The organism is Pseudomonas sp. 31-12, assembly GCF_003151075.1.
GTDB lineage: Bacteria > Pseudomonadota > Gammaproteobacteria > Pseudomonadales > Pseudomonadaceae > Aquipseudomonas.
Map to the genome: position 1 here is coordinate 2,780,188 of NZ_CP029482.1, position 20,915 is coordinate 2,801,102.

A 20,915-nucleotide genomic window follows, 5' to 3' on the forward strand; every position below is an offset into this window, starting at 1 on the left:
CTGCCTATAGATGGTGTTCACCATGTTGCTGCGACATCTGCGTTACTTGCTGGCGGTTGCCGACCACGGCGGCTTCACCCGCGCCGCCGAGGCGCTGCACGTTTCACAACCGACCCTGTCCCAGCAGATCCGCCAACTGGAAGAAACTCTGGGCGTGAGCCTGTTCGACCGAACGTCGCGCACGGTCAAGCCGACCGATGCGGGCGAGGCCTACATCGAATGTGCACGTCGAGTGTTGGTGGAACTGGAGGCCGGCAAACGGGCGCTGCATGACGTGAAGGATTTGTCGCGCGGCACCTTGCGCCTGGCCATGACGCCCACGTTCATGGCGTATCTGGTGGGACCGTTGGTGCGCGACTACGTGGCACGATTTCCCAACATCCACCTGCAGATTTTCGAGTTGTCGATGGATGACATTGAGGCGGGGCTGGCGGATGACTCGCTGGACATCGCCATCGCCTTTACTCAGGTGCGAAATGCCGACATCGAGTCGATCCCGGCGTTTACCGAAACCCTTGGGGTGATGGTAGGGCGGGATCACCCGTTATATGAACGCCAGGTCGCGTTGTCCGCTGAAGAGGTGGCGCAACTGGACTTTGCGCTGTTGGCCCAGGACTTCGTCACCCGCACTCGCATCGATGAATATTTTGCCCAGGAGCAAATCACGCCCAAGGTGGTGATTGAGGTCAACTCGGTGAGCACCTTGCTGGAGGTGATTCGACATACGGGCATCGCCACCATTCTCCCTGAGCCTATTGCCACTCAGGACCGGGCACTGCGCAGAATTCCGTTGCTGGGTGAAGCGCCTACGCGCGGGGCGGCGCTGCTTCGGCGCAAGAACAACTATCACAGCGCGGCGTCGGTGGCGTTCATGAATCTGGTGTTGGGCGCGGTGGCGACGGAGTCAGTCGTCCAGTGATTGGCAAACGCCGTTGGGGGCCTTGCCCGTGGAGCTTACGGTCACCGAGTCATCATCGGCGAGAACGATCGAAATCGTCACGCCTGATCCCTTGGCTTCGAAGCTGCGCTCTTTGATCATGGCTTTGGTTTCGGCTTCTACGTTGTTGATCAACACCGGTCCGTCCTGATCCGCGTGAACGATGATTTTTCCGGGGCATTCGACATCGAATGATGGAACACCTTCGATCTTGTTTGCGTGAGCAATCGTTGCAGTGGATAGCAACAGCAGAAATGTCAGGGCATTTTTCATCGCAAGTCTCCATGGGCACAGCAGCGAATACGCTTAACGATAGCTGCATTTGCCGCGCACGAGACAAACAAAAAAAGGCCCCGCTCGATATTACGAGCGGGGCCTTTTTATTGTTGAGCGGCGGGGGAGATATCAGTAGAACCGGTCAATCACCCGAACTTCGTTCTGGTTCTGCATCGAGGCCCACGCCTGTTTCAGCGTTTGCAGAACATGACCGATGAAGTCCTTGTCGGCTGCGGCTTTCTTGCCGACATAGCCTTGGCCGCGACGGTACATCTTCAGTCGGGCCAGCAGGTTCTGGTTGTTCTGGTCGAACTCCGCTTCATGGGCGTGTGGCGACAGGCAATCGATATGAACCTGGCCCGATTTGCTGATCCACAGAATGTGGCTGTCGTGGCTGTCTTTTTGCGCCGCGAAGATGCGAGCCAGTTCATCGATAGTAGGTTGATTGTTCAGATTCATAATATGCCCCTTGACCATTTGGTGATCTTTCAAAGTTGATTCGCTAATACAGGTAGCCCATCGGTTAGTTGATCCCTGGCACCGAAACCAGGACGTCAGCGGTCAGCCGTCAATTCGACGGGGTCTCGCGTCTGTTGCATGTAGTCGTGTTGAATAACTGCTACGCAATAGCGTCACAACGAAGAGAAGCAGCGAAAACCTGGAGGCCACCGCCGACTTTTGAGGGTCGGCCACAAGCTTCATGAGGATTGATCGCCAGCGCTTCTCGTCTTTGTACTGGACGTTCGGGCCAGGTCAGCTTCTTCAATCTGCCTTGTGGGCAGCGTGTATCCGGGAAAAACAGCTCGGCGGTCAGACGAGCTTGCTCAAACATGTTGCCTTACTCCCGATCGGGGAGATGTCTGCATCATGCAAGGGCAAATCGGAGGCGTCAACCGTTATGTAGTGATTATTTTCAGTCACTACATATTGTCGGACAAAGCGCTTTGGAATTAAAAACGGGAGTCGCGAGGTGCCAGTCAGGACGATGGCAGCGGGTGTTGGAAGCGGTAGAAGGTGCAAGGATAACCGTCTACCGGCAGCTGATGCAGGGTGAATCCATCGTCCGCGAGTTCAGGCATCACCGTGGCCCAGAACCGCCGTGCAGGCAGGTTCGCGTCGATGTGGAAAATCTGCCATTGACCGGGGAACCGGCTCAAGAGGGTAGACACGACAAACTTCGCGACACCTTGGCCACGAAAGCGCCGACTGACAAACAAGTAGCCGATGTTGTGCTCGGCGCCGTCGATATGCGTGTCGTCGTCCACGGTCACGAAACCGGCGAGTTCACCGCCCACCTTGACCAGAAATGGCTGGGTCCCAGGCTTGCGCCAGTAATCTTGGTTGGATCGGATGTCGAAGAAACCGTGCTCGCCGAGTTTCAGCGGTAGAAACTCGCTGAAGTCGTGCATGTAGAACTGCATCAGGTTTTCGATCGTTTCCAGTTCGTCGCGGTGTGCGGCGTGCAGTTCAATCGAAGGCATGCTGGGCATCTCTCCAGATGCGGGCCGTCCGTGGCCCTTTCGGGATCACTCAGTGGGGCGCGAAGTCGTACGTGCCACCCGTCTTCAACGCCGCCGCGTAAGCAGGACGTGCCTGGAAGCGTTCAACCCAGGCCGTTACATGAGGGTAGTTGCCCAGCTTGCCCTGGGCGCGGGCAATCTCACCGATAAAGCTCATCTGGATGTCGGCGGCGCTGAACTCGTCACCGAGCAGGTAATCGGACTGGCTCAAGGCCGTGTCGAGGTAGCCGAGGTAGTTGGCCACTTCCGAGTTGATACGCGGATGCAGCGGCGCACCGGCCTCACCCAGGCGCCCGACGTACAGGTTCAGCATCAGCGGCAGCATGGCCGAACCTTCGGCGAAGTGCAGCCACTGGACGTATTCGTCGTAGGCGGCGGTGGACGGGTCCGGTTGCAGGCGGCCTTGGCCATGACGGCGGATCAGGTAGTCAATGATGGCCGAGGATTCGATCAGCTTTTGCGCGCCATCTTCGATGACCGGCGATTTGCCCAGGGCGTTGATCGCTTTCAATTCCGGCGGGGCCAGATTAGTTTTCGGGTCACGCTGATAGCGTTTCAGCTCATAAGGAATGGCCAGTTCTTCCAGCAGCCAGAGAATCCGTTGGGAGCGGGAGTTGTTCAGGTGGTGCACGATAATCATAAACAAGATTCCTGTAGCAGCTGTCGAGTGAAACGAGGCTGCGTTGCTTTTTAGAAAAGGGGGCCATCGCCGGGCTTGAAGAACACTAGACCATCACGGCCCATCCGAAGTGCCCTCACGCTTTGCTGGTCGGTTTCGCCGCGCGCTTGGTGCCCGTCGCTGGCTTGCGCTTGGCAGTTTTTCGTTTGTTTTTCCACGGTGTGGCACCCCGTCCGGCCGGGCTCGCCGGCCCGCTGATGGTCAGGCTCAGGCCGGCGCAACGGGCGACCTGCTTGCTCATCCACGCGGCCTGCTTGGTGACGAATTCTTCCAGACTCATCTCGCCGCTCTGCACCATGTCCAGCGCCTGTTCCCAGATCGCCGTAGTGCCGGGATCGGCAATCGCGCGCGGCACCGCATCGATCAGGCTGAAGGCGGCCGGAGTCGCGGCCAGGGCCTTGCCGTTCTTGATCAGATAGCCGCGGTCGAGCAGGCCCTGGATGATCGAGGCGCGAGTCGCTTCGGTGCCAATGCCGGTGGTGTCCTTGAGCTTCTGTTTGAGCAGCGGGTCTTCCACCAGTTTGGCGACGTTCTTCATCGCCTTGATCAGGTCGCCTTCGGTGAATGGCTTGGGCGGTTGCGTCCAGAGGTCCTTGAGCTTCACGTCGGCCACCGCGTAGTCCCGCCCTTCGGCCAATGCCGGCAGGGTTTGCGGTGCCGGTGCCTCGCGACCCTTGGCCGGGGCGAGCGCTTCAGGCAGGGCGCGTTTCCAGCCCGGCTCGACGATCTGCTTGCCGACGGCACGCAAGGCTTCACCGGCGCAATCGAAGTCCGCCTGGGTGCGGTCGTATTCATGGTTGGGAAGGAACTGCGCCAGATAACGCGCACGGATCAGCGTGTAGACCGCTCGTTGCTTGCCCACCAGTCGATCAAGATTCTTTGCGGCAGCCGTGGGGATGATGCCGTGGTGAGCCGTGACCTTGGCATCGTTCCAGGCCCGTGAACGGCGCTGTGGCTCCAGGTGATCGTTCAAGGCGTCAAGAGACGGATCGGCCTGCCGGAGCGCGGCGAGAATGCCCGGGGCTTCGCTGTGCTGGCTCAACGGCAGGAAACCGCAATCGCTGCGCGGGTAGGTGATGACCTTGTGGGTTTCGTAGAGCGCCTGGGCGATGTCGAGGGTTTCCTGGGCGCCGAGCCCGAGCTTCTTCGAACAGACTTCCTGCAAGGTGCCCAGGTCGAACGGAAGGGGCGCGATTTCACGCATCCGCTCGGTGCGCAACTTGATCACCCGGGCGCTCGCCGCGCTGCTGATGGCGGCGGCCGCTTGCTGGGCCAGCGCCTGATTCAGGCAGCGATCCTGATCGTCACAGACGTCGGAGGCCGCACGCCACTGGGCGGTGAACGCCGTGCCGTCGTGCAACAACTGCACGTCGATGGCCCAATAGGCGACCGGCACGAAATCGGCAATGCTGCGATCGCGATCCACCACCAGCCGCAAGGTTGGTGTCTGCACCCGGCCCACCGGCAACACGCCCTGATAACCGGACTGCCGGCCCAGCAACGTGAACAAGCGGCTCATGTTCATCCCGATCAGCCAGTCGGCCCGGGAACGCCCCAGCGCCGAATGATAAAGGCTGAACGTCTCGGCCCCCGGCTTGAGCGCCGCCAGCGCCTTGCGTATCGACGCATCGTCCAGCGCCGACAGCCACAGTCGCCGGATCGGCCCGCGATAGCGGCAATGCTCCACCAGCTCCCGGGCAATCATCTCGCCCTCACGGTCGGCGTCGGTGGCGATGACCAGTTCATCAGCCTCGCCGAGCAAGCGTTTGACCGCCTTGTACTGGCTGGCCGTGCGCGGTTTGACCGTCATCTTCCATTTTTCCGGAATGATCGGCAGGTCCGCCAATACCCAGCGCTTGTAGCGTGCGTCGTAGGCATCCGGCGGCGCGGTTTCCAGCAGATGGCCGATGCACCAGGTCACCGTGACGTCCGTCCCCAGCCAGCAACCGTCGCCCCGACGCTTGGCGCCGAGTACCGCCGCGATGTCTTTGGCCTGGGAAGGTTTTTCACAGAGGTACAGCTGCATAACCACCATCGTTCATCAAGTGTGCAAGAGGCGCACAGAATGGCCGGTGATGAGCAATGGATCAATCATTATCTGTATGGATGTACAGCAAAGCTGTTGCGTTTGTTTGCGGCAGCCAAAACACCCCGTTCGGCTGCGAAGCCGTCGTGTCGGCGAATTTTGGGTTATACCTGACACTTCGCAGTCTCAGATTCTGAGGCCGCTGCGCAGATGAGAGGGAGCAAGCTCCCTCGCTACATGAGCGGGGCGTAAATCTTGCCCCACAGGTCCATCACCGTCATGAGGAATGCATTCCATGAGCACCGGTCCCAGTCCTGTCATCACCATCGCCGAGCAGCCGGGCTGCCTGTTGGTGAAGTTTCACGGTATTCAAGTGGCCGCGTCGACGCGTGCGCTGGTGCTGCTGGAGGCCAATTATCCTCCGGTGTATTACGTGCCCTGGGAGGACATCGCCGAAGAGTATTACGCCCGGACCGACCACACGAGCTATTGCCCGTACAAGGGTGATGCCACTTATTACAGTTTGCAGATCCCGGGGCATGAGGGCGCTAATGCGGTGTGGCGCTATGAGAATCCCAAAGTGTCGGTGGATCAGATTCGCGGGTATGTGGCGTTCTATCCCGATCAGGTCACGTTTGAGGTGCTCAAAGACGTTGAGTGAACCGCATTGACGGCAACGCAGTGCTCTCAAACCATCCTTGTCGAACACAAAACCTGTGGCGAGGGGATTTATCCCCGTTGGGCTGCGAAGCGGCCCCCTGCGTCCGTTCAGACCGACCGAGTTGTCTGGATTTACGACTGCTTCGCAGCCGAACGGGGATAAATCCCCTCGCCACAAGGGCCCCTTGCCACAAACGTTAAGTAAACGACATTGCCCGCACCCTCAGCGAACAGCTCCCACCAACGTCGATTCATCAATCTGACCAATCGAAGTTACCCCGGTCAGCGTCATGGCCACGCGCATTTCCTTGGCGAAAATATCCAGCATGTTCTCCACCCCGCGTTGCCCATCGGCGGCCAGCGCATAGGCCATGGATCGCCCGAGCAATACGCCTTTCGCGCCCATGGCCAGCATCCGCACAACATCCAGCCCCGAGCGGATGCCCGAGTCGACCAGCACCGTCAAATCATTGCCCACCGCCTGCATGATCGGCGGCAACGCCTTGGTGGTGGAGAGCACGCCGTCCAGCTGCCGTCCGCCATGGTTCGACACCACAATGCCATCCGCGCCGAAACTGACCGCGTCCTTGGCATCCTGAGGGTCGAGGATGCCCTTGATGATCATCGGGCCTTTCCAGAATTCACGAATCCACTCCAGATCGCTCCAGCTGATCGACGGGTCGAAATTGTTGGCCAGCCAGCCCATGTAGTCTTCGAGCGTGACGGCTTTGCCCAGGTACTTCGAGATGTTGCCCAGGTCGTGCGGACGGCCCATGACGCCGACGTTGAACGCCCAGTCGGGTTTGGTCATGGCCTGAAGCATTCGCCGCGATGACGCAAATGGCCCCGACATGCCTGAATGCGCGTCCCGGTAGCGGGCGCCGGGGGTAGGCATGTCGACGGTAAACACCAGATTTTTCACGCCGGCGGCCTTCGCGCGCTCCAGCGCGTTTTTCATGAAGCCCCGGTCTTTCAATACGTACAACTGAAACCAGATGGATTGCTGGCTCTGCGCCGCGACTTCCTCGATCGAACACACCGACACCGTTGAAAGGCACAGGGGAATGCCTTTGTTCTCTGCCGCTCTGACCGCCTGTACTTCACCTCGGCGGGCGAACATGCCCGTCAGGCCGACCGGCGCCAATATGACGGGCATTGAAAGTGGTTGATCGAAAAGGGTGGTTTCCAGGCTCAGGGTTTCGACGTTTTTCAGAATGCGTTGACGCAGGCTGATGCCTGTCAGGTCGGCGCTGTTGGCCCGTAGCGTGTGCTCGGCATAAGCCCCGCCATCGATGTAATCGAACAGAAAACGGGGGAGTTTGCGGCGTGCTGCCTCGCGGTAGTCGGATGCGGATGAAATGATCATGGTGCCTCGGTCTGGTGAGTGTCGGGGCTGTAGAGACCGTTGAGCTTACCTGTGGTGAGGGGATTTATCCCCGTTGGGCTGCGAAGCGGCCCCAGCGTTCTTTCATACTGAATGAGTTGTCTGGATTTACGACTGCTTCGCAGCCGAACGGGGATAAATCCCCTCGCCACAAAAGCCCCCTCGCCACAAATGTGTCGCCCCGGGCTTGAGTGAACAGTATCACCGCAGCGCGGGGCGTTATTTCACGGTCGCTATCAGTTGGTATCCAGATCCACGTTTTTCGTCTCACGCAGGCAAATCATCCCCACCACCAAACTCACGGCGGTAATCACCACCGGGTACCACAGCCCGTAGAAGATGTCCCCGGTATACACCACCAACGCAAAGGACACGGTCGGCAGGAACCCGCCAAACCAGCCGTTGCCGATGTGGTAGGGCAGGGACATCGAGGTGTAGCGGATGCGCGTCGGAAACAGTTCGACCATCAGCGCCGCCAGCGGGCCGTAGCACATGGCGGAAATAATGATCAGCACCACCATCAGCCCCACGATCATCGGCTTGTTGACCTGTTGCGTATCGGCTTGTGACGGATACCCCGCCAATGTCACCGCGCCACGCAAGGCCGCTTCGTCGAAGCCATCCAGTTTCACGTCACCGACGCTGACTTGCACGGCGCTACCGGCCGGGGCCGCTTCGCTCTTGTAAGGCAGGCCCTGTTTCACCAGGAAGGTTTTGACCTTGTCGCACGGGCTGTCAAATTTCGCCTTGCCCACCGGGTCGAACTGGAAGGTGCAGGTGGCCGGGTCGGCCAGTACGGTGATCGGTGCCTGACGGCTGGCCTGGTCAATGGCCGGGTTGGCGTAGTGGGCGATGGACTTGAAGATCGGGAAGTACAGCGCGGTCGCCAGCAGCAAGCCGATCATCAACACCGGTTTGCGCCCGACCTTGTCCGACAGCCAGCCAAAAAAGATGAAGAACGGCGCGCCGATGATCACGCTGACAATCAGCAGGCTGTTGGCCAGGGCCGGGTCCATCTTCAGGAACTGGGTGAGGAAAAACAGCACGTAGAACTGCGCCGCATAGAAGGTCACGGCTTGCCCGGCGTTGATGCTGAACAGGGCAATCAGAACGACTTTGAGGTTTTCCCATTTACCGAAGGAATCGCGCAGCGGCGACTTGCAAAGCTTGCCTTCCTCTTTCATTTTCACGAAGGCCGGCGACTCGTGCAGGCTCAAGCGAATCCAGGTCGAGATGCCCAGCAGCACGATGGAAAACAGAAACGGAATCCGCCAGCCCCAGACTTCAAACTGGTCACCGGTGAAGTAACGGCAGCCGAGCACCACCAGCAGCGACAGCAGCAACCCGAGGGTCGCGGTGGACTGAATCCAGCTGGTGTGGAAACCACGTTTACCCATCGGCGCGTGTTCCGCGACGTACGTCGCAGCACCGCCGTACTCACCGCCCAGGGCCAGGCCCTGGAGCATGCGCAGCACCACGAGGATGATCGGCGCGGCGATGCCGATGCTGGCGTAGGTCGGTAGTAACCCGACGCAGAAGGTCGCCAGGCCCATGAGGACGATGGTCGCGAGGAACGTGTATTTACGCCCGATCATGTCCCCCAATCGCCCAAACACCAGCGCACCGAATGGCCGCACGATGAAACCGGCGGCAAACGCCATCAGCGCAAAGATAAACGCCGTGGTGTCGTTGACCCCGGCGAAAAACTGCTTGCTGATTACCGCCGCGAGGGCGCCATAGAGAAAAAAGTCGTACCACTCGAAAACCGTCCCGAGCGACGACGCGAAGATGACCTTGCGGGTGTCGGGGCTGGTGTCGACGCTGAGCGTGGCGTCCAGCGGCTGAACATGTTCTGACATATCGGTATCCCTCACAGTGATTGTTTTTGTTGTTCCACTGGTGTTGCGTGTTCCTTGCAGCGGGTAATTTTCTACGTCCGTAAATCTGATGCGATCCCCTGTGGGAGCGGGCTTGCCCGCGATGGCGGAGTGTCAGTGCACATCAATGTTGAAGATCCACCGCTTCCGCGGGCAAGCCCGCTCCCACAGGTTCGGTGTGTACTGCAGGGTTGAGGATCAGTTGCGCAGCCTTTTCGGCAATCATCAACGTAGGCGAACAGGTATTGCCCGAGGTGATGCGGGGCATGATCGAAGCATCAGCAACGCGCAGACCGGGAATCCCATGAACGCGAAGCTCGGCATCCACCACCGCATCCCCATCATTGCCCATGCGGCAGGTGCCCACCGGATGGAAAATCGTCGTGCCAATCCGCGCCGCGGCTTCGTGCAGTTCTTCTTCCGTCTGCAAGCTGTCGCCGGGCAAATACTCAATAGGTTTGAACGCTTGCAGGGCAGGGGCGGCGACGATGCGCCGGGTCAGGCGAATAGCATCAGCCGCAACCCGCAAATCCTCCGGATGGCTCAAATAATTGGGTTGAATCAACGGCGCTTCCTGCGGATCAGTGGAACGAATTTCCACGCGCCCGCGACTCTGCGGCCTCAGATCGCAAACCGACGCCGTAAAAGCAGGAAACGCATGCAACGGCTCGCCAAACCGCTCCAGCGACAACGGCTGCACGTGGTATTCAAGATTGGCCGACGTCTGCTCCGGCCCCGACCGGGCAAACGCCCCGAGCTGACTCGGCGCCATCGACAGCGGGCCGCTGCGGTCATACAGATAACGTAGGCCCATGCCCATCTTGCCCCACACGCTGCCGGCGATCTGGTTCAACGTGCGCGCATTTTCCAGTTTGTAGATCAGCCGCAGTTGCAGGTGATCCTGCAAACTACCGCCCACCCCGGGCAGCTCATGGGCCACGCCGATGCCCAGTTTTTCAAGCAGCGGGCGAGGGCCGATCCCGGAGCGTTGCAGGATGCTCGGCGAGCCGACGGAGCCTGCGCACAACACAATTTCCTTGCGTGCCTTAAAGGTTTTCGCCTGACCTTGATAACGCGTACTGACCGCCGAAGCCCGGCCGTTTTCCAGCAGCACGCGGTCCACTTCGACGTCGGTCAGCACGGTGAGATTGACGCGGTTACGGATCGGTTTGAGAAACGCCTTGGCCGCGTTCCAGCGAATCCCGGCCTTCTGATTGACCTGGAAATAGCCGCAGCCTTCGTTATCGCCCTGGTTGAAGTCATCGATGCTGGCAATGCCGGCTTGCGCGGCGGCGCTGCGGAACGCGTCCAGAATCGGCCACGACAGCCGTTGACGCTCGATCCGCCATTCCCCGGCGGCGCCGTGAAATTCCGAGTCGCCGGCAAAATGGTTTTCACTTTTCTTGAACAGCGGCAGGACGTCGTTCCAGCTCCAGCCCGGATTGCCATCGGCGGCCCAGCTGTCATAGTCGCCGGCCTGGCCGCGCATGTAGATCATGCCGTTGATCGAGGAGCAGCCGCCCAGCACTTTGCCGCGCGGGTAACTCAAGGCGCGACCTTGCAGGCCGGGTTGCGCTTCGGTCTTGAAGCACCAGTCGGTGCGCGGGTTGCCGATGCAGAACAGGTAACCCACGGGGATGTGAATCCACGCATAGTTATCGCGGCCGCCGGCTTCGAGCAGCAATACGCGGTGTTGCGGGTTGGCCGACAGCCGATTGGCCAGCAAACACCCGGCCGGCCCGGCGCCGACCACGATGTAGTCGAATTCATCAAGGGAAGTCTGCATCCCTGACCTCGTATTGTTGTTCTTGTTGTCGGTCATCCTAGTTGTTAGCTTTCGTCAAAAGAATGTTAGTTTTTGCGCAGCCGCTGTGCGTTTTTAGACAGCACCTCACCCAGCGTAGACCCAAGGACGACTCATGTTCGACTGGAATGACCTGCGGTTTTTTCTCGAATTGCAGCGCAGCGGGCGTTTGCTCACCGCCGCCCGCCGTTTGAACACCACGCACGCCACCGTCGCCCGGCACATCGAGGCCATCGAAAAGAGCCTCGGCACCGCGCTGTTTGTCCAGCACGCCCAGGGCTACGAACTGACCCCGGCCGGCGAAGCGCTGCTCAAACACGCCGAAGCCATGGAAAACGTCGCGTTGCTGGCGCAAGAGGAAATCACCCAGTCCACCGCGCCACTGGGCAAAATCCGCGTCGGCGTCACCGAAGGGCTGGGCATCATGTTCCTCGCCAGCCGCATGAACGGCCTGTTCGAACGCTACCCCGGACTGGAAGTGGAACTGGTGGCGGTGCCGCGCTTCGTCAGCATCCTCAACCGCGAAGCCGAGATCAGCATCCACCTCGAACGCCCGGCCGCCGACATGCTGGTCACGCGCAAACTCACCGACTATCGCCTGGCGCTCTACGCCAGCCAGGCCTACCTCGACAAGGCGCCCCCGCTGCACAGCCGCGAAGACCTCGGCCGGCACGCGTGGATCGGCTACGTCGACGATTTGCTGTTCAGCCAGGAATTGATGTTCCTCAACAGCTTCTGCCGCAACCCGCAGGTGGTGTTCCACAGCACCAGCGTCATCGCCCAGCAACAAGCGGCGCGCTCGGGATTGGGGATCGCGGTGCTGCCGTGCTACATGGCCAGCGCCGACCCGGAGCTGGTGCCGCTGTTTCCGGATGAGAGCATTGAGCGCAGCTACTGGATCAGCACGCGGCGGGAGTTGCACAAGTCGGTGAGATTGCGGGTGATGTGGGATTACGTAGTGGAGTTGTGTGAGGCGGAGCAGGGGTTGTTGATGGGATAGCCAGGCAGCCCATCACAACACTCTGATCAGCCAAGCAACGAAGCAACCAACACAACCCCTGTGGCGAGGGAGCTTGCTCCCGCTGGGTCGCGCAGCGGCCCCGTCTCTCCCGAAAACACAGGGGACTGCTGCGCAGTCCAGCGGGAGCAAGCTCCCTCGCCACGGGTGGGAGAGTGCCAGATACATTTTCCCAATTGCTCACTCACGCCTCAGAGTCTGCCGATACTCGTTGTCCTGAAAGCCAACTTAACAATGTTGTTGGGATTGCCCTGCCACTTCTGCACGTCGGTCGGGATCGTCTCGTTGCGCACAATACACTTCCATTCCACATCTTTGCCGTCGTCCGCGCCTGGGAACTCTACCCTGCCGGTCCAGGTAGGGTACGCAACAGGACCGAGCTTCACGGCCTTGGCCGGATCCCAGTCCCCTAACTTCGGATGGTTGCCGACAACATAGACGCTGTAGCCCTGCGCCGTGATGCCGTTGTCGCACTGAAAGTTCACTTCGTCTGTTAAGGGCGCCCACACGCCACCTTGGGCCTCGCGGAGCATCGGCAGCATCGCCAACAAGCAAAGGCCCAATGGCAACAGGTAACGATTGCGAAACATGATGAACACCTCAATTCACTCCAATGAACGCAGCGTATCCCCGACCAAACTAAAAATGACCTGTAAGAACTGACAGTTCGTTAGAGCACTTCGCGATAGCTTCCCTCTTTGCTTATCAACCAAGGGCTTGTCCCCACTGGACTGCACCGTCTTCTGGAGTTCAATTCGTGGGCAGTGACTCATTTTTTCTGCATGAAGGCCGATGAAGTTCAAACGATTTCAACGGATGCAGTTCATGAACAAGGCTGTTGCTTTACTGGCGTTCACTGCTCTCATTGCAGGATGCCAATCCATCCTCCTTCCAAGCGGTCTGGACAATAAAGTTTCCCCCGGCTTGCGTTGCTTTGGTTACTGGGGTCATGAGTCCACCAACGCGCTGGAGGCCGCCTATATCCAGGAACTTAGCAAAAGCGGCGATAGCTTATGCAGATCGATCCTCGGCAGTCTTTACGAGAATGGCCATGGTGTGCCCCAGGACATACCGAAAGCCAAGGCTATCTATCAGTCCTTGGCCGACGCCGATCCGAGGGCCTATGGCGAACTCGGCCGCATGGCGGAAAAAGGCATTGGCGGGCCGCCCAACCTGGTTGAGGCCCGACAGTTTTATCAGCGTGCCGTCGCCAAACCCGGGGCTCCCGACAATGAAGTCAAACTGGCTGAGTTCATGGAGTACGGCATAGGTGGCCCCCAGGACTTCCAAGGTGCGCTGAAGCATTACTTGAATTCCGCCGGAGTCATCGACAGCGCCTCATGGGAAGGTGTGGCACGGATGCGCGCCAAAGGGCTGCCCCTGACGACTGAACAGCAGCAGCGCTACAACTACGTCTTCGCCAGCCGCGTGCAGGACGGCGTCAGAAAGAAGAGCGAGGCCATCAAGGAGACCCTGGCGGCGGAGCACACGCCGGTGCCTGCCAGCAAACGTGTGCAAGTACAGCTGGTATATACGCCGGGGTCGGTGGTTCCTGCGATCTCGTTGCTGGAAAGTTCGGGTAATAGAGCAATCGACCAAAAGGTAATGCAGGGCTTCAGCGACTATCGATTCCCCGCCGATCCAATAATGCCCCCGAGCCAGAAGACTTATAAGGCGATTGGTACCCTTAATGGAGAGTTGAAGTGACAGGCTCCAGCCAACACCGCTGAGTTACTCGCAATGACGAGGCGGGTCGAGTGAAGGCGGGGCAGGGTGGTTGCCGGAATTGCACTTGGCGTCCAATCTTAGGCGTGACGACAAGGAGCGTTATCCGACACTCCGTCGCGAAACAGGGAGCTTGCAACATGAGCGAAGAGACAAAAGTGAAAGGCCCGGCGTCGTACTTCCCGTCCATCGAGAAAAAGTACGGCCAGCCGATCAGCCATTGGCTGGATCTGCTTGGGACAGTGAGTGGCAAGAAGCATATGGAAATGGTGGCTTGGCTGAAGGATGAGCACGGTATGGGGCATGGCCATGCCAATGCGTTGGTGGCGCATTATTTGGCGAGTGCTAAAAAGTGAGGCAGCTGTTAACGGCTGGCTAAGTTGTATGGCAATGACTTCAAGGCTGGATGTGCCACCGCCATCGCGAGCAGGCTCGCTCCCACATTGGTTCGGTGTCGTTCGCGAGTGTTGTGGTCGACACCGGCCCCTGTGGGAGTGAGCCTGCTCGCGATGGCGTCGGATCTGACACACCGCATTCAGGCGAGGATTACTCGCTCGGCGGTATCGGGATCACTCAAGCACTCGGCGGCAACTCGCGGGTGGTGCGCTGCAGCGGATCGCGGGGCTGGCTGTCGGGAATGGACAGCGTCGCGCACAACCCACCTTCGGGGCGGTTGGCCAGCGTGATGTGTCCGCCCATCCGCGTTGCGATGGTGTTGACGATGGTCAGGCCCAGACCCGCTCCATGGGCATTCCCTCGGCTGTAAAAACGTTCGAACAACCGCGCGCGATCCGCTTCGTCGATGCCGGGCCCCTGATCCTCGACGCTCAACGAATAGAAACCGTCCGCCTGACTCAACTGCACCGTGATAACGCCATGTGCGGGAGAAAAGTTGGCTGCGTTGCTGATCAGGTTGTTGAGGGCGATGTCGATGGCGGCGGCGTCGGCCACCACTTCAAAAGGGCGATCCGTAACGTCGAAGGCCAGCTCAAGGTTTTTGCTCAGCAACCAGGGCGTCAGTTGCACGAGGCTGTCGCGCACGGTGGCGGCCAGGTCGATGCGCTGCAACACCGGGTCCATGCCTTTGGGTTCGAGGCGGGCCATGGTCAGCAGTTGATTGACCAGCCGGCTGGTGCGGTCGACACCGGCGATCAGGAATTCCAGTGATTCACGGCGTTCCTGTTCAGTGCCGGCCTCCAGCAGGTTTTGCGCATGCACACGCAGCACGGCCAGCGGGGTGCGCATTTCATGGGCGGCGTCGGCGATGAAGCGCCGTTCGCGGCCCAGCACTTCCTGAATCTGCGCGAGCATGCGGTTGAGCGCCGCTTGCATCGGCTCCAGTTCACTGGGCAACGGCGTCAGTTGCAGCGGCTCCAGCGAACCGCTGTGCCGCGCGCGCAAGGTCGCCGCCATGTCTTCCAGTGGCTTGAGGCCCCAGCCGATGGCCATCCAGATCATCGCTGCCAGAATCAGGCTGCCCAGCACATTGGGCCACAAGGTGTGCCGCACGATCCGGTCCACCAGGTCCGAACGCACGTCGTCCCGTTCGCCCACCCAGATTCTCAGGTCGTTCTGTTTGTCTTCCAGCAGGAACGCGCGCCAGTCGCGGTTGTTCAGGTCCACCACGTCGCTGAAACCGGGTTTGGTCGGCGGCGCGTTGAAGGAGGGCGCGCTGGCGGTGTGCACCAGCACTTCACCGTTGCGGTTCCACACCTGAAAGGCCATTTTGGATTCGTAGGGATGGCCGTCAACCCGAGGCTCCGCTTCGCCCAGCGCCTTGTTGAAGGCCTGATACAGATCGGCGTGTTCCTTGCTGGCCATCGGCATGCGCATCACGCCCTGCAACAGCCGGGCGTTTTGCGCGAGTTGCGCATCGTAGACTTCGGCGATTTCGTGGTTGCTGTCGTGCAGGTTGAACAGACTGATCACCGCCACCCCCACCAGCATCAGGCCAATGATCAACGTGAGGGTGCGGCGCCGGATCGACGTCATCGACGCTCCTCCACCAGGTAACCGACACCGCGAATGGTGCGGATCAGGTCGGTGGAGAATTTTTTGCGCAGGTGATGAATGTGCACTTCGAGGGTGTTGCTTTCGGCTTCTTCGTTCCAGCCATACAGCAACTGCATCAGGTGATCGCGGGTCATGACCCGGCCCGGCGGCGAAAGTAATTCGTGGAGCAACTGATATTCCTTGGGCGTCAGCGCCACTGGCTCGCCCTGATAACTGACTTGCTGGGTGCCGGGGTTCAGGCTGATGCCAGCGTGTTCGATCAGCACCTGGGCGCGGCCGGCACTGCGACGCAACAAGGCCCGCAAGCGAGCCTTCAGTTCCGCCAGATCAAACGGCTTGATCAGGTAATCGTCGGCCCCGGCATCCAGTCCGGCAATGCGGTCTTCGGTCGCGTCCCGCGCGGTGAGAATCAGCACCGGCAGGTTGGAACCGCTGTCGCGCAAGCGCCGCAGCACTTCCAGCCCGTCCATGCGCGGCAGACCGAGGTCGAGCACCGCCAGGTCAAAGGTTTCACTGAGCAGCGCATGCAAGGCGCTGGCGCCGTCCTTTAGCCAGTCGACGGTGTAGCCTTCGCGGCCGAGGGCCTGATGGATGCCCTCGCCGAGCGCAACGTCGTCCTCAATCAGTAATAAGCGCACACGGACTCCTGTCAGTTAAGTTTCTTGTTCACGTCCACCAGCAACGTTTCGATCTCTTTGCGTCGCCCGGCGTCGGCGAGTTCCCGGCCTGGTCTTGGGGCGGCTTGCAGGGCCTTTTTCAATGCGGCCTGCGCTTCGTTGTAGCGTTTTTGACGGTAGAGGTGATCGCCCCAGAAGTACAGACTATCGATGCCCTCCGGGTTGAGTTGCAAGGCCTGTTTGAGTAACTGTTCGGCCTTGTCCGAGTCGCCGAAACCGATCGGCCAGCCGGGGACGCGGTCATACAACGCGCCGAGGCTGGTGTAGGCCGAGCCTTGCAGGGCTTTGGGGTCCAGCGTCATGGCTTTTTCCAGATCGGCTTTCGCCGCTTTCACCTTGCTCAGCGCACCGAGTCCACCCTGCGCACCGGCCCAACTGCTGCTGACGATACCGGACCAGATCCACGCTTCCGCCACCGATTGGCGTTCCTGAGTGAACGCGGAGGCCTGGGCCGCCAGCTTCTCGAAGGCGGCGGTGCGTTGCGCTTCCGGGACTTCGTATTGAATGTGCGCCCAGCTTTGCTGGATGCCCTGAAGGCGTTGCTGGTCGGCGGGTTCCAGTGCCCAGACGCTTTGGCTCAGGGCCCCCAGCAGCAGGCACGCGATGATTTTTTTCATGGTTTGAGGTTCTCGTTGTCAGGCTTTTGACTCAGGCGACGGATCAGCGGCAATTGCTTGCGCAAGCCCCGGTCCACCAGATTGGGCAGCAAGCTGTTCAGGCGCACGAAAAAGCGCTCCGGCCAGCCCAGGTACAAGTCGCGGCGGTCACCGGCAATCGCATGCATCACCGCAGCGGCGACGGTTTGCGGATCATCGACGTTGGCCTTGAGCGCATCGTTCAACGCCTGCGCGGCCGGGCTGTTCATGCTGGTGCGGGTGGCGCGTGGGGCGACGTAGAGCACGCTGACCCGGGTGTCCGCCAGCTCCCGGCGCAAGGCTTCGGAAAACCCGCGCAAGGCAAACTTGGTGGCGCAATAACTGGCGTAACCGGGGTAGCCGATGGAGCCGTAAGTCGAGCCGACGTTCACCACCATCGCGCTCTCGGCTTGCTTGAGCAGCGGCAGCAGGGTTTTGGTCAGGCAGATCGGCGCGCTGATGTTCACCGCCAGCATCGCGTGGACGTCGCTGTCCTCCAGCTGTTCGAGCATGGCGAAGTGATTGACCCCGGCGGCGTTGATCAGCAGGTTGACTCCGCCAATCGCTTCGGCCGCGCTCAGCACCTTGCGCCGGTCGGACAGCACGGTCAGGTCCGCACCGATCCAGCACAGGTGTTGCGGATAGCGCTCAAGCAAAGGCAGCAGCGGTTCCTGGTGCCGCGCCACCGCCAGCACCCGGGCGCCACTGGCACACAGCGCGGTCGCGATCGCCAGGCCGATGCCGCCGCTGGCGCCGGTCAGCACCACGCGAGCTTCATGCAACTTCATGCAGGGCCTCCCCGTCACGCGGCAAGCCGCGGAACATGTCGGTGTAAAGCCTGTACACCACTTTGGAAGCGTGAATCACCGCCGCCTGGTCCGCCGGATCGTCAAGGGTGTTCATCAACCGGCGATAGGTTTGCATGTGCTCGATGTCCAGCGAGCCATGGGAACTCAGGTAGCTGAAGGCGTTTTCCGGCAACGCCAGACGCTCGCGAATGCTGCCGGCTGCGTGGGTGGCCAGGGCAATGCTGGTGCCTTCCAGCACGTTGACCATGCCGAACAGACCGACCGGGTTATCGCGAGCAATCAGGTCGTAGAGGTAGCTGACCATCAATTCAATCGGCAGGCTCGGACGACCGTCGCGCACGGCAATGCGGTCGCCGCCGCAGGCTTCGATATCGTCCAGCACCCACTGCTCGTGACCGTATTCCTCCTCGATGTACTCGCACACCGCTTTACGCAGCCATTCCAGGCGCGACGGCAATTTCGCCCCGCACGCCATCATCAACGGCACCGTGTGGCGCACGTGGTAATAGGCTTGCGCCAGGAAAGCCCGGTAGCTTTCGAGGCTGACCTTGCCCTCAAGGGCATCGCGGATGACCGGCAGGTTGAACAGTTCATGGCGTTCGTGTTGCGTGGCTTCTTGCAGCGTGTCGAAAAAACTCATGATGCGGATTCCTCGGAAAATACAGATTCAGTCAGTTGCGCCCGGTAGCGCTCGACGATGGCGTCACGGCGCGGGCGGCCATTGGCGGTAAGCAGGCCATTGGCGGGGGTGAACGGTTGATCGAGACGGGTCCAGTGATGGACCTGCGCATAACCGGGCAGGGCCTCGTTGGCCTCGGCGACGGCGGCAGCCAGTTCGGCGTCGGTGCAGTCCGGGCGATGGGGCCAGAGCAGCGCGTGGTTGTGCGGCATGGCTTCGCCGTAGACGAAGGCCTGTGCGATATGGCGGCGCTGGGTCAGTTCGGCCTCGACCCATTCCGGGTTGACGTTGCGCCCGAAACTGGTGACGAATTGATGCTTCTTGCGCCCCTTGAGGTAGAGAAAACCGTCCGGGTCGAACTCGCCGAGATCGCCGGTCGGCCACCATTCATCGCTGTGCGGCGCCTCGCCCAGATAACCGAGCAAGGTCGAACCCTTGACCAGCACTTCGCCGTCCTCGGCGAGGCGAATCGTGACGTGGGGCAGGGGCTTGCCAACACTGCCGGCACGGCGCGCTTCGGGGCGATTGAGGCACACCACCGAGGCGCATTCCGACAGCCCATAACCTTCATAAACGGGGATGCCGATGCGTTGTGCACGATGCAGCAACTCCTCGGACACCCGAGCGCCACCCACCGCGGCGAAACGCAACGAATAGGGGCTGAAGGCTTTCTGCTCGGCGGCGCTGACCAGCATCAGCAACAACTGCGGCACCAGGATCAGGCTCTCGGGCGCACGGGTCGCCAGGCAACCCAGCAACCGCGGCACATCAACACCGCTGGCCCCCTGAATCCCCAAGGTTTTCTGACTGGGCAAACTCAACTTGGCACCGGCATACAACGCCGCGTAGCACCCGAGGTTTTCCAGCAAAATCGCCAACGGCAGCAGGGCCAGGTGATGCTGCGGATCGCTGGGTTTGCTGGCCTGGTTCAGTTCGCGAGCGACCGTCAACAGGCTCTCGGCGCTGAGGCACACGCCTTTGGGCGTGCCCGTGGTGCCCGAGGTGAAGGTCAGTTTGGCGGTCCCTTGCGGCATACGGTTCGGGCCGCTGAACGTGCGGCGCCAGAATTCCCCGTTTTTCTCGTAACCGGCCGTTTGCAGCTCGTCGTCCAGCGCAGGCTCGGCAATCACCCGTTCCGCCTGACTTTGTTCCAGGCAATGGGCACGTTGAGCCGGGCTGAAAAACGGCGGCAGCGTCAGGCACGCCAAGCCTTCAAACAGCGCCGCTAGGTCCCAGAGCATCGCTTCGACGCCATTGTCCAACGCCAGCGCGATCACCTTGACCTGCTCATCGCGCAGCCGTTGCTGGCGATACACCACCTCGGCGTACAGCGTGGCGTAATCCACCGTCTGCTGGTCACCCCACAACGCGATGGCGCTGGTCTTGCGCTCAGCGTGGCTGCGCAGGGTCTGTTTGAAACGCTCGGTTTCAGGCGACATGGCTGGATTCCTCAACGGACGTCGGCAAACCCAGGCGATTGAACATCCCGATGTTGCGCAAATGAATGAAACCGGCGCGGATGTTGCCGACGTGCACCCAAGGCTTGCTCTCGTAATAACTGCCCCAGTGCTGGCGCTCATCCCCCAGCCGCTCAGGGTCGGCCGCGCACAGCGTCACCGGTTTCAAACCGAGGCGATGAAAGCTGTTGACCAGGCCGATGTTGCCGGTGAACGCCACCCACTCCAGGCCGCCCATGGCCAGCAAGTAAGTGATGGCGATGATGCTCATCCGCGCGCTGCCGGTGTCGCTGGCGGCCAGATTGCCAACCTCGACAATGCCGGCGCGATCCACCGGGCGGTCAGCCGCAGCACTGATCAGCGGCTCGATCGACTCGTCCAGATAACGTTCCAGAAACAACGATTCAGCATTGGCCATGCGCACACCGGCCACCGCACACAGCGTGCCGGCGGCATCGCTCATGCCGAACAGCTCCGGCATGAAGTGGCGGATATCGGCGCCATGAGCCTTACGAAAACGTTGCTGGATAAAGCCTTCGAAGACAGGCCGCTCGACGTCGTCCGGCAACGCTCTGGCCAGGTTCATCGGCGCGGTCTCGGCCTGGCCGAAGCGCAGGGGTAGAGGAATATTCCATTCAAAGTCAGGCATTGGAAGACGCCTCCCGGGTAAGTGTGGGAGGAGTATCGGAGGCATTTCTTAACGGAGTCTGAAGGTGGCAAAAAGACCATAAGTCGCTGT

Annotated in this window: 22 protein-coding genes; 5 read left to right on the plus strand and 17 right to left on the minus strand. The window is 60.5% G+C overall.

The features are described 5' to 3' along the window. Positions 1-22: 22 nt before the first annotated feature. Positions 23-919 carry a transcriptional regulator CynR gene (gene cynR, locus DJ564_RS13060; RefSeq protein ID WP_109636018.1) on the plus strand — a complete coding sequence of 299 codons (897 nt, stop codon included), beginning with the start codon at positions 23-25 and terminating at the stop codon, positions 917-919. Here cynR and DJ564_RS13065 read toward each other — a convergent pair. From DJ564_RS13065 to DJ564_RS13085, 6 genes are all read right to left on the minus strand, one after another. Further along, entirely contained in the window at positions 905-1,210 is a 306-nt protein-coding gene (locus DJ564_RS13065; RefSeq protein WP_010459562.1) for a hypothetical protein, read from the minus strand. The genes cynR and DJ564_RS13065 overlap by 15 nt on opposite strands. Positions 1,211-1,342: 132 nt before the next feature. Further along, positions 1,343-1,672: a hypothetical protein gene (locus tag DJ564_RS13070; protein WP_109636020.1), complete on the minus strand. Its 330-nt coding sequence runs from the start codon at positions 1,670-1,672 to the stop codon at positions 1,343-1,345. 160 nt (positions 1,673-1,832) lie between these two features. After that, positions 1,833-2,045 carry a hypothetical protein gene (locus tag DJ564_RS31995; protein ID WP_162556200.1) on the minus strand — a complete coding sequence of 71 codons (213 nt, stop codon included), beginning with the start codon at positions 2,043-2,045 and terminating at the stop codon, positions 1,833-1,835. Between the two features lie 145 nt (positions 2,046-2,190). Then, the gene (locus DJ564_RS13075) at positions 2,191-2,694 is read right to left on the minus strand and encodes a GNAT family N-acetyltransferase (RefSeq protein ID WP_109629806.1); all 504 of its coding nucleotides are present in this window, start codon (positions 2,692-2,694) and stop codon (positions 2,191-2,193) included. A gap of 49 nt (positions 2,695-2,743) precedes the next feature. Next, positions 2,744-3,373 (minus strand): glutathione S-transferase family protein, encoded by a 630-nt coding sequence (locus DJ564_RS13080; RefSeq protein ID WP_109629810.1) that lies wholly within the window; start codon positions 3,371-3,373, stop codon positions 2,744-2,746. 115 nt (positions 3,374-3,488) lie between these two features. After that, on the minus strand, positions 3,489-5,438 hold the full coding sequence (locus tag DJ564_RS13085) for a DNA topoisomerase III (protein ID WP_109629813.1): 1,950 nt from the start codon (positions 5,436-5,438) through the stop codon (positions 3,489-3,491). 295 nt (positions 5,439-5,733) lie between these two features. Between DJ564_RS13085 and DJ564_RS13090 the strand changes: the two genes are divergently transcribed. Next, positions 5,734-6,099 carry a DUF427 domain-containing protein gene (locus DJ564_RS13090; protein ID WP_109629816.1) on the plus strand — a complete coding sequence of 122 codons (366 nt, stop codon included), beginning with the start codon at positions 5,734-5,736 and terminating at the stop codon, positions 6,097-6,099. A gap of 222 nt (positions 6,100-6,321) precedes the next feature. On the opposite strand, the gene lldD is transcribed toward DJ564_RS13090, so the two are convergent. The 3 genes from lldD to DJ564_RS13105 form a co-directional block, all read right to left on the minus strand. Beyond that, on the minus strand, positions 6,322-7,464 hold the full coding sequence (gene lldD / locus DJ564_RS13095; RefSeq protein WP_109629819.1) for an FMN-dependent L-lactate dehydrogenase LldD: 1,143 nt from the start codon (positions 7,462-7,464) through the stop codon (positions 6,322-6,324). 254 nt (positions 7,465-7,718) lie between these two features. Further along, complete coding sequence (locus DJ564_RS13100; RefSeq protein WP_109629822.1) at positions 7,719-9,341, minus strand: MFS transporter; 1,623 nt, start codon at positions 9,339-9,341, stop codon at positions 7,719-7,721. 142 nt (positions 9,342-9,483) lie between these two features. Further along, a complete protein-coding gene (locus DJ564_RS13105; RefSeq protein WP_109629825.1) occupies positions 9,484-11,145 on the minus strand; it encodes a GMC family oxidoreductase in 1,662 nt (553 codons plus the stop codon). Between the two features lie 133 nt (positions 11,146-11,278). Between DJ564_RS13105 and DJ564_RS13110 the strand changes: the two genes are divergently transcribed. Then, a complete protein-coding gene (locus DJ564_RS13110) occupies positions 11,279-12,163 on the plus strand; it encodes a LysR family transcriptional regulator (protein ID WP_109629829.1) in 885 nt (294 codons plus the stop codon). Between the two features lie 209 nt (positions 12,164-12,372). Here the strand turns inward: DJ564_RS13110 and DJ564_RS13115 are convergent, their stop codons facing one another. Further along, on the minus strand, positions 12,373-12,771 hold the full coding sequence (locus DJ564_RS13115) for a carbohydrate-binding module family 20 domain-containing protein (protein ID WP_178082297.1): 399 nt from the start codon (positions 12,769-12,771) through the stop codon (positions 12,373-12,375). Positions 12,772-12,973: 202 nt separating this feature from the next. Between DJ564_RS13115 and DJ564_RS13120 the strand changes: the two genes are divergently transcribed. After that, on the plus strand, positions 12,974-13,888 hold the full coding sequence (locus tag DJ564_RS13120; RefSeq protein ID WP_256597499.1) for a tetratricopeptide repeat protein: 915 nt from the start codon (positions 12,974-12,976) through the stop codon (positions 13,886-13,888). A 158-nt stretch (positions 13,889-14,046) separates the two neighbouring features. Then, entirely contained in the window at positions 14,047-14,262 is a 216-nt protein-coding gene (locus DJ564_RS13125) for a DUF4287 domain-containing protein (protein ID WP_109629835.1), read from the plus strand. A 217-nt stretch (positions 14,263-14,479) separates the two neighbouring features. Here DJ564_RS13125 and DJ564_RS13130 read toward each other — a convergent pair whose 3' ends face one another. Genes DJ564_RS13130 through DJ564_RS13160 form a run of 7 tightly spaced genes read right to left on the minus strand, consistent with a single transcriptional unit; the run spans position 14,480 to position 20,825 of the window. Continuing rightward, on the minus strand, positions 14,480-15,898 hold the full coding sequence (locus tag DJ564_RS13130) for an ATP-binding protein (protein WP_109629838.1): 1,419 nt from the start codon (positions 15,896-15,898) through the stop codon (positions 14,480-14,482). Beyond that, positions 15,895-16,557, minus strand: coding sequence for a response regulator (locus DJ564_RS13135; RefSeq protein WP_109629839.1), 663 nt, complete (start codon positions 16,555-16,557; stop codon positions 15,895-15,897). Before DJ564_RS13135 ends, DJ564_RS13130 begins: the two co-directional genes overlap by 4 nt. An 11-nt stretch (positions 16,558-16,568) precedes the next feature. Beyond that, a complete protein-coding gene (locus DJ564_RS13140) occupies positions 16,569-17,213 on the minus strand; it encodes a tetratricopeptide repeat protein (protein WP_109629842.1) in 645 nt (214 codons plus the stop codon). After that, entirely contained in the window at positions 17,210-18,019 is an 810-nt protein-coding gene (locus tag DJ564_RS13145; RefSeq protein WP_109629845.1) for an SDR family oxidoreductase, read from the minus strand. Before DJ564_RS13145 ends, DJ564_RS13140 begins: the two co-directional genes overlap by 4 nt. Continuing rightward, the gene (locus tag DJ564_RS13150) at positions 18,006-18,680 is read right to left on the minus strand and encodes a TenA family transcriptional regulator (RefSeq protein WP_109629847.1); all 675 of its coding nucleotides are present in this window, start codon (positions 18,678-18,680) and stop codon (positions 18,006-18,008) included. Before DJ564_RS13150 ends, DJ564_RS13145 begins: the two co-directional genes overlap by 14 nt. Further along, the gene (locus DJ564_RS13155) at positions 18,677-20,158 is read right to left on the minus strand and encodes an AMP-binding protein (RefSeq protein WP_109629852.1); all 1,482 of its coding nucleotides are present in this window, start codon (positions 20,156-20,158) and stop codon (positions 18,677-18,679) included. The genes DJ564_RS13150 and DJ564_RS13155 overlap by 4 nt, the downstream gene beginning before the upstream one ends. Then, positions 20,148-20,825 carry a thermostable hemolysin gene (locus tag DJ564_RS13160; protein WP_109629855.1) on the minus strand — a complete coding sequence of 226 codons (678 nt, stop codon included), beginning with the start codon at positions 20,823-20,825 and terminating at the stop codon, positions 20,148-20,150. The genes DJ564_RS13155 and DJ564_RS13160 overlap by 11 nt, the downstream gene beginning before the upstream one ends. Between the last annotated feature and the right edge of the window lie 90 nt (positions 20,826-20,915).

Bases quoted from the DNA above. Each gene is read 5' to 3' on its own strand.
- cynR (WP_109636018.1), top strand. From the start codon at position 23: ATGTTGCTGCGACATCTGCGTTACTTGCTGGCGGTTGCCGACCACGGC.
- DJ564_RS13065 (WP_010459562.1), bottom strand. From the start codon at position 1,210: ATGAAAAATGCCCTGACATTTCTGCTGTTGCTATCCACTGCAACGATT.
- DJ564_RS13070 (WP_109636020.1), bottom strand. From the start codon at position 1,672: ATGAATCTGAACAATCAACCTACTATCGATGAACTGGCTCGCATCTTC.
- DJ564_RS31995 (WP_162556200.1), bottom strand. From the start codon at position 2,045: ATGTTTGAGCAAGCTCGTCTGACCGCCGAGCTGTTTTTCCCGGATACA.
- DJ564_RS13075 (WP_109629806.1), bottom strand. From the start codon at position 2,694: ATGCCTTCGATTGAACTGCACGCCGCACACCGCGACGAACTGGAAACG.
- DJ564_RS13080 (WP_109629810.1), bottom strand. From the start codon at position 3,373: ATGATTATCGTGCACCACCTGAACAACTCCCGCTCCCAACGGATTCTC.
- DJ564_RS13085 (WP_109629813.1), bottom strand. From the start codon at position 5,438: ATGCAGCTGTACCTCTGTGAAAAACCTTCCCAGGCCAAAGACATCGCG.
- DJ564_RS13090 (WP_109629816.1), top strand. From the start codon at position 5,734: ATGAGCACCGGTCCCAGTCCTGTCATCACCATCGCCGAGCAGCCGGGC.
- lldD (WP_109629819.1), bottom strand. From the start codon at position 7,464: ATGATCATTTCATCCGCATCCGACTACCGCGAGGCAGCACGCCGCAAA.
- DJ564_RS13100 (WP_109629822.1), bottom strand. From the start codon at position 9,341: ATGTCAGAACATGTTCAGCCGCTGGACGCCACGCTCAGCGTCGACACC.
- DJ564_RS13105 (WP_109629825.1), bottom strand. From the start codon at position 11,145: ATGCAGACTTCCCTTGATGAATTCGACTACATCGTGGTCGGCGCCGGG.
- DJ564_RS13110 (WP_109629829.1), top strand. From the start codon at position 11,279: ATGTTCGACTGGAATGACCTGCGGTTTTTTCTCGAATTGCAGCGCAGC.
- DJ564_RS13115 (WP_178082297.1), bottom strand. From the start codon at position 12,771: ATGTTTCGCAATCGTTACCTGTTGCCATTGGGCCTTTGCTTGTTGGCG.
- DJ564_RS13120 (WP_256597499.1), top strand. From the start codon at position 12,974: ATGAAGTTCAAACGATTTCAACGGATGCAGTTCATGAACAAGGCTGTT.
- DJ564_RS13125 (WP_109629835.1), top strand. From the start codon at position 14,047: ATGAGCGAAGAGACAAAAGTGAAAGGCCCGGCGTCGTACTTCCCGTCC.
- DJ564_RS13130 (WP_109629838.1), bottom strand. From the start codon at position 15,898: ATGACGTCGATCCGGCGCCGCACCCTCACGTTGATCATTGGCCTGATG.
- DJ564_RS13140 (WP_109629842.1), bottom strand. From the start codon at position 17,213: ATGAAAAAAATCATCGCGTGCCTGCTGCTGGGGGCCCTGAGCCAAAGC.
- DJ564_RS13145 (WP_109629845.1), bottom strand. From the start codon at position 18,019: ATGAAGTTGCATGAAGCTCGCGTGGTGCTGACCGGCGCCAGCGGCGGC.
- DJ564_RS13150 (WP_109629847.1), bottom strand. From the start codon at position 18,680: ATGAGTTTTTTCGACACGCTGCAAGAAGCCACGCAACACGAACGCCAT.
- DJ564_RS13155 (WP_109629852.1), bottom strand. From the start codon at position 20,158: ATGTCGCCTGAAACCGAGCGTTTCAAACAGACCCTGCGCAGCCACGCT.
- DJ564_RS13160 (WP_109629855.1), bottom strand. From the start codon at position 20,825: ATGCCTGACTTTGAATGGAATATTCCTCTACCCCTGCGCTTCGGCCAG.